Genomic DNA, 15,403 nt, shown 5'->3' with positions numbered 1-15,403 from the left:
CCTTTGTAGTTGCTTATCTACTATTACATTTCCAATTCCATCTTGTTGATCCACTTTATTCTCTTTATTTTCCTTTTGTTTTTCTGGAACATTGTTCTCTAAATTCAATGTATTTACTTCAAACTGTACTTGGTACTTATTATCATAGGTCATTGTTGGAATATAAATATGCATTCACATATTATACCTTTTTCCTAATTCCCCTACTTCAAACTGAATCACTTTCGTTCCATTTTTCTTTTTATCTTCTGATATTACTTTCACATCATGAAACACACCTGGAGTATGAATATCCTCTGTTTTCAAGTATTGAAAGAAATCACTATCACTTAATGTTGCTGTTACAATTTTCTTTCCATTCTCAATTGTTAATTTCGGATCCTTTATATAAACAGCTGCCATAGACTCTTCATTCGTTTTATCTTTATACGCTTTAATAACAGCTTCATATGTACCATCTTCTAAACCTTGTCCAGTTTTATTCGCCTCAATTGCTACTGCCGCTAAAGCAGGTGTTGAATAAACAGCAAACGGAAGTGATAACGCTGCCGCTATAATCATTGCATTTATACGTTTTCTTTTATTTTGTTTCAACTTTACATCTCCTCCGAAATATATAATTCGAAATGTAATCATTTCTCGAATAAATGATAATGATTTTCATTATCATTGTCAACTAGGAAAATAAAAAGTTTACAAAAAAAGAACCTCTTTAAAAGAGGTTATGCCATTTTCTCACCTGATTCTTCTCTAAAAAAGCTTTTCATCGCATGAAATACGTCTGCTTTTTGCTTTAAAATATAGTATCTAAAGTTTTCATCTTTAATATTTTTATAGGCTGACATGAGTGTACTATGGCGGTTGTACTGATTCACTTCCCCATACCCAAACATATTACACTTCTTCATTAGCTCTTCAACAAGTTTTACACATCTAGCATTATCTGATGTTAAATTATCACCATCTGAAAAATGGAATGGATAAATATTATAGCGGTCTGGTGAATATTTATTATCGATAAGTTCGAGTGCTTTTTTGTATACAGAAGAACAAATCGTTCCGCCACTTTCTCCTTTTGAGAAAAACTCTTCCTCTGGAACTACTTTTGCCTCCGTATGATGGGCAATAAATTCAATATCTACTGTTTCATACTTTGTGCGTAAAAATCTTGTCATCCAGAAAAAGAAGCTACGTGCCATATATTTCTCCCATATTCCCATCGATCCACTCGTATCCATCATCGCTAATACAACAGCTTTTGAATCTGGCTTTAATACTTCATTCCAAGTGCGGAACTTTAAGTCTTCTTGGTGAATTGGATGAAAAGATGCTTTACCACTCATTGCATTTCGTTTATATGCGGATATCATTGTTCTTTTCTTATCGATATTTCCCCATAATCCTGTTTTTCTAATGTCATTAAATTCAACATGTTCAATCCGGTTTTCATCCATTTCTTTTCTCTTTAAATTAGGCAGTTCTAACTCTCTGAAAAACGCTTGCTCTAATTCTAAAATAGAGACTTCAGCTTCATAGTAATCTTCCCCAGCTGCATCTCCTGCTCCTTGCCCTTTTCCTGGCCCTTTTTGTTTTTGACCACCTGATCCATCTCTCGCAACGACATCACCAACTTTGCTGTCACCGTTTCCTTGCCCAACATGTTTATTTTTATCATAATTGTATCTAATCTTATATTCATCTAGAGAACGAATTGGTATTTTTACAACATCCTTGCCATTAGACATAACTATACTTTCTTCTGTTACAAGATCGGGTAAATTATTCTTAATTGCCTCTTGTACTTTTTCTTGATGGCGCTGTTGGTCGTCATATCCTTTGCGATGGAGGGACCAGTTTTCCTGTGAAATCGTATAATTTGGTTGATTTTCTTCGCCCATTCCTTTCCCTCCTTACTGTAATTGTCTTCCTGTATGAACAGCAATCTATAAATTTTGTTCTGTAATGTGCAAGCTAGAATGTTTGAAAGGTAACTGCCCACAGAAAATCATCCCATAAACATTTATAACGTTTTTCATACAATACCCCGAGCATCCTAAACAAAATTTTGCCACTCACATAATAGAAAGAAATATTCAGCCACTGATAAGAAAGAAACACAATGCATTGTTGCACATATTTTTACTTTGCAACATATTGTATTGTGTTGGCTTTTTTCGTATGAATGGTTGGTTACTCTATCATATGCATATTGTAAAAATAATTGACAATAAATTCATAAAATTGCATCTTAATTTATTACATTTGGACAAGGTATGACACTTTATACACATATGAACGGATAATAAAACGCTGTCCCGCAAAATACAAGAGACAGCGTTTTGTTATCAAACTATCTGTTTAACAAGCTACCTACATAGCGTAGTAATTCATTTGCTGAAGAAGAATTATAGCCATGCTCATCAATTAAACGCGCAACAACATCATTGATTTTCTTAAGCTGATTTTCGTCCGGCGTTTTCGTTGACGTTGTAATTTTCACTATATCTTTTAAATCAGCAAATAGTTTTTTCTGAATCGCTTCACGAAGACGTTCATGTGAATTATAATCAAAGCGTTTTCCTTTACGGGCATAAGCAGAAATGCGAATTAAAATCTCTTCACGGAACGCTTTCTTAGCATTTTCTGAAATTCCAATTTGCTCTTCAATTGAGCGCATTAATTTTTCATCTGGACTCATTTCTTCTCCTGTTAACGGATCACGTAATTTCGATTTATTGCAGTACGCCTCGACGTTATCTAAGTAATTATCCATAAGCGTCTTAGCTGATTCTTCATATGAATAAACAAACGCTTTTTGTACTTCTTTCTTCGCGATTTCATCGTATTCTTTTCTCGCTAATGAGATGAAGTTCATGTAACGTTCACGGTCTTCATTACTAATGGATGGATGCTGATCTAGCCCATCTTTTAAAGATCTAAGTACATCTAACGCGTTAATAGATGGTACCTCTTTTCGAATGATTGTAGACGAAATTCGGTTAATGACATAACGAGGATCAATACCCTTCATACCTTCATCTTGATATTCGCGTTGTAATTCTTCTACATCAATCGCATTATAACCTTCTACCGTTTCTCCATCATACAAACGCATCTTTTTAATTAAATCAATATCCGGACGCTTCGGATCTTTTAAACGAGTTAAAATGGTGAACATTGCTGCAACGCGAAGTGTGTGTGGTGCAATGTGAACATTCGATACATCACTTTCACGAATCATTTTTTCATAAATATGTTCTTCTTCACTTACTCGTAAATTATAAGGAACTGGCATTACAATAATTCTTGAGTGCAATGCCTCATTTTTCTTATTTGCTATAAATGAGCGATACTCTGTTTCATTCGTATGCGCTACAATTAATTCATCTGCTGAAATAAGCGCAAATCTTCCCGCTTTGAAATTCCCTTCTTGCGTAAGTGATAATAAGTGCCATAAAAACTTCTCATCGCATTTTAACATCTCTTGGAACTCCATCATTCCTCGGTTTGCCTTATTTAATTCTCCATCAAATCGATACGCACGCGGATCTGATTCTGAACCATATTCTGCAATCGTAGAAAAATCCAGACTACCTGTTAAATCTGCAATATCTTGTGATTTTGGATCAGACGGGCTAAATGTACCAATCCCTGTACGGCGATCTTCAGAGAAGAAAATACGCTCTACAACTACATCCTCAATTCTTGATCCGTATTCTTGCTCTAAACGCATGACATTTAGTGGTGATAAATTCCCTTCAATTCTAACCCCATACTCATCAAAGAAATCATCTCGTAAATGATGTGGAATTAAATGCAGTGGATCCTCGTGCATTGGGCATCCTTTAATTGCAAAAATTGCTCCGCGATCTGTTCTTGAATATGTTTCTAATCCTCGTTTCAACATTGTAACTAACGTTGATTTCCCTCCACTAACAGGACCCATTAATAATAAAATTCTTTTTCTAACATCTAATCGTTTTGCAGATGGATGAAAATATTCCTCTACAAGACGTTCTAGAGCATCCTCTAATCCAAAGAGCTGATTACTAAAGAAGTTATACTTTCTTCTACCATCGACTTCTTCAATTCCAGCATCTTTTATCATATTGTAAATGCGAGAGTGTGCTGTTTGAGCCACCCATGGTCTTTCTTTCACAAGCTCCAAATACTCCGCAAACGTACCTTCCCATTGTAAACGCTCTTCTGCTGCTCGATGCTGTTCAATCTTTTTTAGAATATCCATTATAGCTCCTCCCCCATCTCCTTGTTCAATCGGATTATTATAAAAGGTATGCTAGGATGTCCTTAAACATTCTTTAAATCAAAACGAAATATATAATAGCACACTAAAATTCTCTCCAAAATTCAAAGAAAATTCTGTATAATATAGGTATTAACGTTTTTACACTGCTATTCATTATAAATAAATTCTTTTCTTCTAAGAACCTTACATACATTTTGGATAATAAATAAAACTCATGAACCGAAAAAAGTAAGGAGGATATTAGTATGAAATTATTATTAATTTTAGGTGTATCACTCACATTTCTTACAGCTATTTTTACATCCGGTTACAATGACAAACCAGGTACACATAAAAAATGATGTGCTTTTAGCACATCATTTTTTATTTATAATACATATTTTCCATATCATATTTGGATAGTGGTCGGCTATAATAATAACCTTGTACAAGCTTCACATTCTTTTCTTTCAAAAACTGTATTTGCTCCTTTTTTTCTACTCCTTCTGCAATTACATTCAATTCTAAAGTATGAGCTAAATGAATAATTGCAGCTGTAATATTCGTATCACGTTCATCTATATGTATACCTTCCATAAAAGAACGATCAATTTTTAAAGTATCAATTGGATATGTTTTTAAATAACTTAAAGATGAATAGCCTGTTCCAAAATCATCTAAATGAATCTTTAAATTTTGCTCTTTTAATTGTAGTAACACTCTCTTCGATATATCTTTATGTATAAGAGCTCCTTCTGTAACCTCTATCGCTAATAAATGAGTTGGTACATTGTACTTATTTAAAGCCCGTGTAATCATCTCTATTAATGTAATAGAACGAAAGTGTCTAGCTGAAATATTAACTGCAATTGGGACCACATCATACCCTTTATTTAACCATTCGCGCAATTGCTGACACACTTGATTTACTACCCATTCATCCAGCTTAATAATAAATCCTGTTCTTTCTGCCAACGGGATAAATTGGTTTGGAGAAACAAATCCTAATTCCTTATTCTCCCACCTTATTAAAGCTTCCATACTAGCTATTTTTTTCGTTTCAATATTAATTTGTGGCTGATAATATAAGAAAAATTCATTTTTTTCTATAGCACGATGTAACTGGTTTTCTATTATAAACCTTTGTTCACGCTCACAGTCTAATCCACTACAATAAAAATGATAATGTCCTTTTCCTTTTTCTTTTGCTTTTTCTAAAGCAGCATCGACTCTCTGAAATAGTATTTTTTCATCTTCTCCATCTGTTGGAGCCATTACAATTCCAATTGACGCGCTTAAATATACATCTTCTTCTTCGATTACAAAATATTCACTAATGTTTTTTAATATGCTTTTTGCAACTTCCTCTACATATTCTTTCGTTATATTTTCTATCAACATAACAAATTGATCATCGTGTTCTCTAAATAAGTGCATATCTTCTATTTTTAGATTACTTAAACATTCTGTAACTTTTTGTAATACTTTATCTCCCTCTTTATGACCAAATGTATCATTAATACGATGAAACTCATCTAAATCTATAAATACAAGTGCAAAATTTACACTCTCATTTAAAAAAGTATTTAACTTATTTGTACATGAAATTCTATTCATTAATCCCGTTAACTGGTCATAGTAAGCTAAATATTCTGTTCGCATTTCGTTTAATACTTGCCTTGTAACATCTCTCGTAACAATATAAATCCCAACAATTTCACCGTTCACAATAATCGGGATAGTTCTCAAAGAAATATATAGCTCGTACCCTTCTTTATGAACATATTTCTTTGAAACAATTTGTTTTGCTTTTCCTTGCATCGATCCCTTAAATATAATTTGAAAATCTTTTTCATATTCTTTATTAATGAATTCAAAAATAAATTTATTATTTAATTCCTCATACCGGTATCCAAATATTTCATACGTTGCCGGATTTGCATATGTAACTCTCCCTATAGAATCTATAGATATAATTGAGTCATTATTATATTCCAGTAACGACTTAAATAACATTTGTTTTTCCTCTATCTCTGTCTTCTCCTCAATTTGAGCTGTAATATCTCTTGTAATACAAATAACAAATTGACATATTCCTTCTTCGTCGCAGACAGGATTAAGTGAAGATTCATAGTGTATCTCACCTTTTGGTAAATTGACTACATCACAAAAGGTGTGTGCTTTCGCTTCTCTCACTACTTTTGCATATTGCCTTTGCAATATCCCCGCTATATCTTTTGGTAATACTTCTGCAAAGGTTTTTCCATAGCACTCTTCGCTTAACCTAGCATAATCCATTCCTATTTTATTCACATACATATATTGAAACGTTTCATTATCAATAACTTTCAATATGAATACTAAATCTTGAATAGCATGTAATAATCCTTGTCTAATTAAATCCATATCTATCATACTTAAAAAGGTATTTTGATTACTATATTCTTCCTTCATATTTATCTCAACCCGTCTTATCTATTTTTAATCATATATCCCATTCTATATGATTATGTCCTCTCTTTTAAATGTATGATTATATATTATTTTTATTTTATAAAAAAAAGTCGCCATATGGCGACTTTTAATAAACGATTTCTAAATCTAATCCAGGGTAATTTTGTTGACGGAACGCTTCATAAATTAAAATTGCTGCTGTATTAGATAAATTTAATGAACGTACTTTATCTGTCATTGGAATACGTAAACAATGATCAAAGTTTTCTTCGATTACATTAGCTGGTAAGCCGTTTGTTTCTCTTCCAAATACAAAATAGTAATCCTTCTCGCGCTTGCTATAGTCAAACGCTGTATGAGCTTTCTCGCCATACTTTGTTAAATAGAAGAATTCACCGTCTTTATTTTTTTCATAAAATTCTTCAATTGAATCATAGTACGTAATTTTTACGTGCTGCCAATAATCTAATCCTGCACGCTTTAACATTTTATCATCCGTTGAAAATCCAAGCGGTCTAATCAAATGTAATTCTGTTCCAGTTGCTGCACAAGTACGAGCAATATTCCCTGTATTTGCTGGAATTTCTGGCTGATATAAAACAACATGTACTCCCACGCGATATTCACCTCTGTTTTTTGTCTACTACGTATTATACCACTTGAGCGAAAAATCTCTACCCATTAATAATATGAAAGAATTTATATTTCATTTGTGGTGTATATTTACTAGAGTCTTCATAGTTCCAATAACGTCGACGGCTATTCGCTGAATGTGCATTTACAAGCGGCATACCATCTGCATCTTTTGCTACTACAATCGTCGTATGATTCCATCTTCCGTCATCCTCGAAATCATAAGCAATGACATCTCCAAGAATAAGTTCTTCTGGCCTCTCTACCGCCTCTGCTCGAAGTCCTGTTGTAGCACCTGACAAATACCAATAAAAAGAATGTGCAACAGCCCAGCTCCAGCTCCACTGATTCTCCCTTTGCCACCATCCTTTACGAATATTAGGATATCCGCTCATAGGTACTTCTCCAGTATGAAGACATTGAGAAATGAAATTCGTACAATTATCAGGGAAATTACGATACATAGGATTTCGGTCATCCCACCAACGCTCTGCATATTTCACTGCCTCTAAACGATTATACTGATAAGAACCGTACTTCTCTTTCGTAATTTCCCTTTCTAATGTCTCACCCATTCTAATTTCTTCTGACACTTCAATAGCATAATCGCCTATAATCCGACTATTATTTAAACAAACTCTTCGTTTTAATTGTTCCTCTTCAATATAAAATAATTCTTTATGCTTAATTAAATATTTAAAATGTATTTGATAATCAATTTCTTGATGGTCATTACTATTTAATTGTCTAATGAAAGAAACATCCGCAGTTGCTTTCACTATATGTGCACTACGTCTTTGAAACAATTGTTTCTTTCTCATTGCCATTTGTAGTAAATCCTCAGCAATACCATCCACATTCGTTCTTTTCTCCGTTATATATGCTAAAAATTGTTGTACTTGGTTTTCAATCTTCGTTTTTACAACCATTCTGTCTCCCTCCCATATTACAATATGAAAAAGGGAAATATTATCTACTCTTTTTTCTGTGCTAACAATTCAAGCCCGCGATTCATTTCATGAAGCACTTCTTCATCTTTCTCACGTTCCATCGCTTTCTCAATCGCTTCGCCTACTCCATCTCCGCCAATTTTCCCAAGTGCCCATGCTGCCGTTCCGCGTAGTACTGGTCTTGGGTCATCTTTCATAACACCAATTAAATCAGGAATTGCCGATGTTTCTTTAAAATGTGCTAATGCTAAAATCGCATTTCTTTGCAGTGGCTTTTTCCCTCTCCATGACCCTGACATAATCCCATATTTCTCTTTAAAATCACGATTACTAATTGTTAAAAGTGGCGTTAATAATGGTTTAACTAGCTCAGGATCCGGCTCCATCTCAGGATGATTATGAAAATCCATTCCTTTGTTTTTCGGGCAAACAGTCTGACACGTATCACATCCATATATACGATTTCCTATTTTATCGCGATATTCTTCAGGTAGGAACCCTTTCGTCTGTGTTAAAAACGCAATGCACTTCTTCGAATCTAACTGTCCCCCCTGTATTAAAGCACCGGTAGGACAAATATCGATACATTTCGTACAGCCCCCGCATTGATCTTCTATCGGCTTATCTGGCGGGAATGGAACATTTGTAATCATTTCCCCTAAGTATACGTACGAACCAAATTCAGGTGTAATAATAGAGCAGTTTTTACCGCTCCATCCAATGCCTGCACGCTCTGATACAGCTCGATCACTTAATTCACCTGTATCAACCATGGACTTCACTTCTATATCCGGAAGTTTTTCAATTAAATATGCTTCTAATTTTTGCAAACGATCTCGTAAAACAAGATGATAATCTTGTCCCCAAGAAGCACGACAAAAAATCCCACGGCGTTCTCCACGCTTACTTAATGGTGCATTTTTTAATTTTGAAGGATATGCTAAAGCAATCGCAATAATTGATTTAGCACCCGGTAATAACAGTTGCGGATTCGTTCTCTTCTCTATATCAGGCTCTTCAAATCCAGATTGATAATTTAATTGTTGTTGCTGGATTAAGCGCTGCTTTAATTCCTCAAAAGGAGAAGCACTCGCAAAGCCTATTTTATCTATGCCAATTGTTTTACTATACGCAATTACATCTTGCTTTAATTGTTCAAAATCCACTCTTAATCGCCTCCTCAGATGAATCCATCCCTTATGTAACGACTCTATTGTTTAGTAATTCACTTTTGGAATACTATTATTTACTTCTATTTTCGCATGTAATTAGGTTTTTCAAACATTAAAAAACGCAATGCCTCGTTTATCTCGGAAACGAAACACTGCGTTGATCACAATTTATAGAAAAACATTTAATAAAATTTGGAGCGGGTGAAGAGAATCGAACTCTCGACCAGAGCTTGGAAGGCTCTTGTTTTACCACTAAACTACACCCGCAAATATGAATTACATATAAGATATTAGAATAACTTATGTAAAGTAGTATAGCATGTAAAAAAAGTAGAGGCAAGAATTTTATCGAAAAAAGTCGAAAAAGTGATGAGAGACCTCATCACTTTTTCAATTCTTTATCAATTGCCTTCTTCATACTATCGAAATCAGGGTTTGCAAGATTTCCGTTTACATATACAGAAGGAGCACCTTGAACTTTTAATTTTTGAGCACGATCTGAATCTTTACGTACTTTTTCTTTAATGTCTTTACTGTGTAAATCTTTCTTAAATTGCTCTACATCAACTTTTGGAAGTTTCTCTTTCACAATGCTAAGAAGCAAATCTTCTGTAATCCATTCTTCCGTATCTTTCCTTTGATTTTGATAAATCTCATCATAGAAAATCCAGAATGAATCTTTATCTTGTTTATAAATTGCTTCACCAGCTGCTGCACCTAAATCCGAGTCTTTTCCGATAAATGGGAAGTTAATAAAATATAACTGCACTTTGCCTTTATCAATATACTCTTCTTTTAATCGAGGTAATACTGTTACATCCCAAGTACGACAAGCAGGACATTTAAAGTCTCCAAATTCAACTACCTTAACTGGAGCATCATCTTTCCCTAAAGATTGTTGCGTAGAATAAGCAAACATCTCATTCCCTTTATCTTTTTTGTCATTTATGATGCTATACGCAATTGTTCCAATTACAATCAATACTGCGATAGAAAAAACTATACCAAGAGCCATGAGTTTATTTGATTTCATATACATTCCTCTTTAAATTCATATTCTGCATACAGCATTGTACACAATACACATAATATCAACACTTATATACGTCACGCAATGAACACGCTCACATAAATTACAAAAACACAATAATTGTGACGATATTGTGTCACAATTTGTCACAATTTATTCAAAAAAAGAAGCTCCTCTGTAGGAACTTCTCTTAACTTACTGCTTTTTTACGCGCGCTATTTAACATCGACTGCTCTATTTTTATATCATGACGAATTACTAATTTCTCACTAACTGCTTGAACATACTCATCATGGCTTATATAGCCTTCTTTCTCCATTAGTCTCAAAACGACATTTCGTCTCTCTACTGCTTTATCATAGTTTTGGGCAGGTGAGTAATAAGCAGGTGCTTTTACTACAGCAGCCATCATTGCACTTTCAGCCAACGTTAATTGGTTCACCTTTTTACCGAAGTAAAGGTTTGCTGCTTTTTCAATTCCCCACGCTCCTTCTCCATAATAAATATTACTTACATATAATTTTAAAATTTCATCCTTCGTAAACGTGCGTTCAATTTTTTTCGTATAAAAAATCTCTTTCCACTTACGAGAAAATGTACGTTCATTTGTTAAAAAGGCATTTTTAGATAGCTGTTGTGTAATCGTGCTTCCTCCTTGTACGACACCACCAGCCTTTATATTCTCAACTGAGGCCCTAATAATTGCTATATAATCTAAACCGTTATGATGATAAAATCTTTTATCTTCTGTCGCAATAAATGCATGTGTTAATGATTCTGGCACCTCTAACTTAGCCGGTACATGTAATTTACTAATATCACTTTTCTCAATCATTACATTTCCAATGAATAATAACGTACAACTTAACAATAATAATAATATAATGGCTTTATAAAAAAGTTTAGTCATTGGATTTAATGCAACTTTTTGATGATAGTTCACCCTAGATAATACTCGTTCTTTCATCTTGAACACCTCTTTTCCACACAGCATATAACTCTTACTTTAAGAATACATTGTTGTAAAAAAATATCCCATCGATTTCTCTTACACGTACCTTACATCATTGTAAGGTATAAAGTGAAACTTTAATGAGCCCTCATCAATCAGGCTTACTGCCCAGCAAATAGTGGGATAAAAAAGTATTGTATCACAGTATTTTTTTATCTACTATTCATCTGAAATATTGAATATAGGTTATGTTAAAGCACGAATAACCAATAAAAGAGAAACCCTTAAGACTATTATATTTTCACTTTACACTTTAATTATATCATCTACAAATATATATACTTTTGACTATCTAGTAATCTAAATGTATATAACATATAGATTTATTATACAGAACAAACGTTCTACAAATCAATACTAGTGCTATTATTATTTTGACCTTTTTCTTAAACAGTATACAAAAAAGAGTAGTGATTCGAATGTATCTCAAATCGGCTACTCTTTTCTTTACAATCTTCCTATTAAATTATACGGCTGTACTTCCCACGTTTCATACGGAATAAAATGTGTTGCTCTCATTGCATCAAGCGTTCTGGATTTCATATGAGGACGCGTTATATACTCATCTATGTTCTCTTCATTTAAATCAACAAATTTAGCCTCTTGTATCTCTTCAGGTTGAGTTTTTATTTCACCACTTATATATGCTACTTTAAAAACAACAGCTAGAATATGCATAGAGGTATTATAATAAACCCCTGTAATTCCGATAGGCTTCACCGTTAACCCTGTTTCCTCTTTTATTTCCCTACAGACAGCTTGATCGAGCGCTTCGCCCTCTTCTACCTATCCTCCTGGCAACTCCCACGTATCAGCTCGCCAGTGCACTTTTGTTAATAACACTTCATTTTTTTCATTTGTTAAATAACCTGCTACAGCAACTATATGCTTTGGTGTCTTATGTTCCATATTAAGCCTCCTAGAGATAATGAATATTATATATCCCTATAATCATATTCACTACCTACAACAAAATACCTTTAATACTTCATCACCTTAATTAACTTCATAAAAAAAGACCCTATCCGCTAAGCGAAAAGGGTCATCTATCGTATTACTCTCCTAAGTCTACGTTGTGATAAACTTGTTGAACATCTTCCAAATCTTCTAATGCATCAACCATTTTCTCAAATTGTGCTTGAGCATCTTCAGGAAGTGTTACATCACTTTGTGCAAGCATTGTTAATTCTGCAACTGTAAACTCCTCAACGCCAGCACCTTTAAGTGCAGATTGTACTGCATGGAATTGATCTGGTTCAGCATACACGATAACAGAATCTTCTTCTTCTAGAATATCACGTGCATCTACATCTGCTTCCATTAAAATTTCAAGAACTTCATCTGATGTTTTACCTTCAAGGCCGATAACAGCTGTCGCATCAAACATGTAAGCTACAGAACCGTTCACACCCATATTACCACTGTTTTTGCTAAATGCAGCTCGTACATCTGCTGCAGTACGGTTTACGTTATTTGTAAGTGTATCTACAATAACCATAGCTCCATTTGGTCCGAATCCTTCATAACGAAGCTCGTCATAATTTTCTTCTGAACCGCCTTTTGCTTTTTCAACTGCACGATCAATAATTGTTCTTGGAACATTGTATGTTTTCGCACGCTCTAATACAACTCTTAGCGCTTGGTTTGATTCTGGATCTGGCTCGCCTTGTTTTGCTGCCACATAAATTTCACGCCCAAATTTCGCGTATATACGGCTTGTATTTGCATCTTTTGATGCTTTTTTGTCTTTAATATTGTTCCATTTACGGCCCATACTTTCCACTCTCTTTCCCGTTTTAAATCTACATAAAAATATTAATATGAAATATAATGTGTGTTCAACACATTTTTAAAAGAAATATAAAAAGTTCATTTTTGATTCATATTACAGACATAATATAAATCACTATCATTTTGTTCTTTCGACAAGTTATATTATACATGAATTCCTACGTTTATTACGAATTTTAGAAGCACCTAGTATAATTTAACAAAAAGAAGTTTTTAGAGATTACAAACTTAACCGTTGATAGTGTACTAATATCTACTGGTGGTATCGGATTTAACTTCATGTCACCGGGGTGGAGAAATTCTCTCTAGAGTACTCGAAAGAAATATTGTATATACAATATTTTTTCTGCTTATTTTGTCATGTAATGAAAAGAAAACAAAAAAGCTCTATACTAATTGTATAGAGCTTTTTTACGCCGTTCATGATACCGATGGTCGGGGTCGAACCGACACTCCCGAAGGAACACGATTTTGAGTCGTGCGCGTCTGCCAATTCCGCCACATCGGCACAAAAGAAAAGGCGGCAACCGGATTTGAACCGGTGATAAAGGTTTTGCAGACCTCTGCCTTACCACTTGGCTATGCCGCCATATAAAATTTTATTGGAGCGGAAGACGGGATTCGAACCCGCGACCCCAACCTTGGCAAGGTTGTATTCTACCACTGAACTACTTCCGCAAAAATGGCTGGGCTAGCTGGATTCGAACCAGCGCATGACGGAGTCAAAGTCCGTTGCCTTACCGCTTGGCTATAGCCCATCGAATTCTTACTTAATTATATGTAAGTATCCATTAGATTATTTGTAATTTTTAAAATAAAAATGGGGCGACTGATGGGAATCGAACCCACGAATGCCGGAGCCACAATCCGGTGCGTTAACCACTTCGCCACAACCGCCATGTTGTGTAAATATATTTTGGCAGGGGCAGTAGGAATCGAACCCACACTGGAGGTTTTGGAGACCTCAGTTCTACCTTTAAACTATGCCCCTATGTAAATGGTGGAGGGGGGCAGATTCGAACTGCCGAACCCGAAGGAGCGGATTTACAGTCCGCCGCGTTTAGCCACTTCGCTACCCCTCCGAAACTTACATGGTGCCGGCTAGAGGACTTGAACCCCCAACCTACTGATTACAAGTCAGTTGCTCTACCAATTGAGCTAAGCCGGCGTATTTTATTAAAATAAATGGTGGCTCGGGACGGAATCGAACCGCCGACACGAGGATTTTCAGTCCTCTGCTCTACCGACTGAGCTACCGAGCCTTATTAAAATGGCGGTCCCGACCGGGGTCGAACCGGCGATCTCCTGCGTGACAGGCAGGCATGTTAACCACTACACCACGGGACCATTTGGTTGCGGGGACAGGATTTGAACCTGCGACCTTCGGGTTATGAGCCCGACGAGCTACCGTGCTGCTCCACCCCGCGATAATACTATTCATATAAAATTTATATGGTGGAGGATGACGGGATCGAACCGCCGACCCCCTGCTTGTAAGGCAGGTGCTCTCCCAGCTGAGCTAATCCTCCAAAGTGGTGACCCGTACGGGATTCGAACCCGTGTTACCGCCGTGAAAGGGCGGTGTCTTAACCACTTGACCAACGGGCCAAATATTATAAATCCTATGGCGGAGAGCAAGGGATTCGAACCCTTGATACGCTTGTGACGTATACACGATTTCCAATCGTGCTCCTTCGGCCAACTCGGACAGCTCTCCAATGGCTCCGCAGGTAGGAATCGAACCTACGACCGATCGGTTAACAGCCGATAGCTCTACCGCTGAGCTACTGCGGAATAATATTGCCTGGCAACGTCCTACTCTCACAGGGACAAGGTCCCAACTACCATCGGCGCTAGAGAGCTTAACTTCCGTGTTCGGTATGGGAACGGGTGTGACCTCTCTGCCATCATTACCAGACATTATTCTTTTGAGACAATCATTATTATAACTTATTTACTTTAAAAGTCAACAAGTTTTTTATGTTCTCTCAAAACTAGATAACATTGCTACATATTATATGGTTAAGTCCTCGATCTATTAGTATTCGTCAGCTCCACATGTCACCATGCTTCCACCTCGAACCTATCAACCTGATCATCTTTCAGGGATCTTAC

Annotated in this window: 9 protein-coding genes, 16 tRNA genes, 2 rRNA genes and 3 pseudogenes; 1 reads left to right on the top strand and 29 read right to left on the bottom strand. The window is 35.5% G+C overall.

What is annotated here, in order from left to right:
• The 12 genes and pseudogenes from GBN78_RS23660 to GBN78_RS23605 all read right to left on the bottom strand — a co-directional run.
• A pseudogene (locus GBN78_RS23660) lies at positions 1-594 on the bottom strand (NEAT domain-containing protein); the annotation flags it as partial.
• Positions 595-722: 128 nt separating this feature from the next.
• Positions 723-1,898, bottom strand: a complete 1,176-nt coding sequence (gene yhbH, locus GBN78_RS23655) for a sporulation protein YhbH (RefSeq protein ID WP_000503518.1) — start codon at positions 1,896-1,898, stop codon at positions 723-725.
• A gap of 452 nt (positions 1,899-2,350) precedes the next feature.
• Positions 2,351-4,246 carry a PrkA family serine protein kinase gene (locus tag GBN78_RS23650; protein WP_000353273.1) on the bottom strand — a complete coding sequence of 632 codons (1,896 nt, stop codon included), beginning with the start codon at positions 4,244-4,246 and terminating at the stop codon, positions 2,351-2,353.
• A 384-nt stretch (positions 4,247-4,630) separates the two neighbouring features.
• Positions 4,631-6,700 (bottom strand): sensor domain-containing protein, encoded by a 2,070-nt coding sequence (locus GBN78_RS23645; protein WP_000657169.1) that lies wholly within the window; start codon positions 6,698-6,700, stop codon positions 4,631-4,633.
• Positions 6,701-6,827: 127 nt separating this feature from the next.
• Positions 6,828-7,316, bottom strand: coding sequence for a tRNA (uridine(34)/cytosine(34)/5-carboxymethylaminomethyluridine(34)-2'-O)-methyltransferase TrmL (gene trmL, locus GBN78_RS23640; protein ID WP_000538147.1), 489 nt, complete (start codon positions 7,314-7,316; stop codon positions 6,828-6,830).
• 58 nt (positions 7,317-7,374) lie between these two features.
• Positions 7,375-8,262 carry an amidase domain-containing protein gene (locus tag GBN78_RS23635; protein WP_000260594.1) on the bottom strand — a complete coding sequence of 296 codons (888 nt, stop codon included), beginning with the start codon at positions 8,260-8,262 and terminating at the stop codon, positions 7,375-7,377.
• 44 nt (positions 8,263-8,306) lie between these two features.
• Complete coding sequence (gene queG / locus GBN78_RS23630) at positions 8,307-9,449, bottom strand: tRNA epoxyqueuosine(34) reductase QueG (RefSeq protein ID WP_000345216.1); 1,143 nt, start codon at positions 9,447-9,449, stop codon at positions 8,307-8,309.
• Between the two features lie 199 nt (positions 9,450-9,648).
• Positions 9,649-9,722, bottom strand: a tRNA-Gly gene (locus tag GBN78_RS23625).
• Positions 9,723-9,837: 115 nt separating this feature from the next.
• Positions 9,838-10,488, bottom strand: a complete 651-nt coding sequence (locus GBN78_RS23620; protein ID WP_000841310.1) for a DsbA family protein — start codon at positions 10,486-10,488, stop codon at positions 9,838-9,840.
• Positions 10,489-10,675: 187 nt separating this feature from the next.
• Positions 10,676-11,452 carry a transglycosylase domain-containing protein gene (locus tag GBN78_RS23615; protein ID WP_000664715.1) on the bottom strand — a complete coding sequence of 259 codons (777 nt, stop codon included), beginning with the start codon at positions 11,450-11,452 and terminating at the stop codon, positions 10,676-10,678.
• A gap of 492 nt (positions 11,453-11,944) precedes the next feature.
• Positions 11,945-12,406 (bottom strand): annotated as a pseudogene (locus GBN78_RS23610) (NUDIX hydrolase).
• A gap of 145 nt (positions 12,407-12,551) precedes the next feature.
• The gene (locus GBN78_RS23605; protein WP_000532952.1) at positions 12,552-13,271 is read right to left on the bottom strand and encodes a YebC/PmpR family DNA-binding transcriptional regulator; all 720 of its coding nucleotides are present in this window, start codon (positions 13,269-13,271) and stop codon (positions 12,552-12,554) included.
• A 218-nt stretch (positions 13,272-13,489) separates the two neighbouring features.
• Here GBN78_RS23605 and GBN78_RS23600 point away from each other — a divergent pair.
• Positions 13,490-13,597, top strand: a pseudogene (locus GBN78_RS23600) (DUF3884 family protein); the annotation flags it as partial.
• 117 nt (positions 13,598-13,714) lie between these two features.
• Here GBN78_RS23600 and GBN78_RS23595 read toward each other — a convergent pair.
• The 17 genes from GBN78_RS23595 to GBN78_RS23515 form a co-directional block, all read right to left on the bottom strand.
• Positions 13,715-13,796: transfer RNA gene (locus GBN78_RS23595), tRNA-Leu, on the bottom strand.
• A 10-nt stretch (positions 13,797-13,806) separates the two neighbouring features.
• Positions 13,807-13,877, bottom strand: a tRNA-Cys gene (locus tag GBN78_RS23590).
• Positions 13,878-13,891: 14 nt separating this feature from the next.
• Positions 13,892-13,966, bottom strand: a tRNA-Gly gene (locus tag GBN78_RS23585).
• A gap of 5 nt (positions 13,967-13,971) precedes the next feature.
• Positions 13,972-14,046: transfer RNA gene (locus GBN78_RS23580), tRNA-Gln, on the bottom strand.
• 63 nt (positions 14,047-14,109) lie between these two features.
• Positions 14,110-14,185, bottom strand: a tRNA-His gene (locus tag GBN78_RS23575).
• A gap of 20 nt (positions 14,186-14,205) precedes the next feature.
• Positions 14,206-14,279, bottom strand: a tRNA-Trp gene (locus GBN78_RS23570).
• Between the two features lie 7 nt (positions 14,280-14,286).
• Positions 14,287-14,370, bottom strand: a tRNA-Tyr gene (locus GBN78_RS23565).
• A 10-nt stretch (positions 14,371-14,380) separates the two neighbouring features.
• A tRNA-Thr gene (locus GBN78_RS23560) sits at positions 14,381-14,456 on the bottom strand.
• A gap of 18 nt (positions 14,457-14,474) precedes the next feature.
• Positions 14,475-14,550: transfer RNA gene (locus GBN78_RS23555), tRNA-Phe, on the bottom strand.
• Between the two features lie 9 nt (positions 14,551-14,559).
• Positions 14,560-14,635, bottom strand: a tRNA-Asp gene (locus GBN78_RS23550).
• A gap of 3 nt (positions 14,636-14,638) precedes the next feature.
• A tRNA-Met gene (locus GBN78_RS23545) sits at positions 14,639-14,715 on the bottom strand.
• A 26-nt stretch (positions 14,716-14,741) separates the two neighbouring features.
• Positions 14,742-14,817 (bottom strand) — tRNA-Val (locus GBN78_RS23540).
• Positions 14,818-14,821: 4 nt separating this feature from the next.
• Positions 14,822-14,896, bottom strand: a tRNA-Glu gene (locus GBN78_RS23535).
• A gap of 17 nt (positions 14,897-14,913) precedes the next feature.
• Positions 14,914-15,005 (bottom strand) — tRNA-Ser (locus GBN78_RS23530).
• A gap of 2 nt (positions 15,006-15,007) precedes the next feature.
• Positions 15,008-15,082, bottom strand: a tRNA-Asn gene (locus GBN78_RS23525).
• A gap of 8 nt (positions 15,083-15,090) precedes the next feature.
• Positions 15,091-15,206, bottom strand: a 5S ribosomal RNA gene (rrf, locus tag GBN78_RS23520).
• Positions 15,207-15,306: 100 nt separating this feature from the next.
• Positions 15,307-15,403, bottom strand: a 23S ribosomal RNA gene (locus tag GBN78_RS23515); the annotation flags it as partial.

It is taken from the genome of Bacillus sp. B2-WWTP-C-10-Post-4 (assembly GCF_009183805.1).
Classification (GTDB): domain Bacteria; phylum Bacillota; class Bacilli; order Bacillales; family Bacillaceae_G; genus Bacillus_A; species Bacillus_A cereus.
The sequence above is the reverse complement of the archived record's forward strand: the minus strand, read 5'-3'. Positions and strand labels throughout refer to the sequence as shown.

Bases quoted from the DNA above. Each gene is read 5' to 3' on its own strand.
- yhbH (WP_000503518.1), bottom strand. From the start codon at position 1,898: ATGGGCGAAGAAAATCAACCAAATTATACGATTTCACAGGAAAACTGG.
- GBN78_RS23650 (WP_000353273.1), bottom strand. From the start codon at position 4,246: ATGGATATTCTAAAAAAGATTGAACAGCATCGAGCAGCAGAAGAGCGT.
- GBN78_RS23645 (WP_000657169.1), bottom strand. From the start codon at position 6,700: ATGAAGGAAGAATATAGTAATCAAAATACCTTTTTAAGTATGATAGAT.
- GBN78_RS23635 (WP_000260594.1), bottom strand. From the start codon at position 8,262: ATGGTTGTAAAAACGAAGATTGAAAACCAAGTACAACAATTTTTAGCA.
- GBN78_RS23620 (WP_000841310.1), bottom strand. From the start codon at position 10,488: ATGAAATCAAATAAACTCATGGCTCTTGGTATAGTTTTTTCTATCGCA.
- GBN78_RS23615 (WP_000664715.1), bottom strand. From the start codon at position 11,452: ATGAAAGAACGAGTATTATCTAGGGTGAACTATCATCAAAAAGTTGCA.
- GBN78_RS23605 (WP_000532952.1), bottom strand. From the start codon at position 13,271: ATGGGCCGTAAATGGAACAATATTAAAGACAAAAAAGCATCAAAAGAT.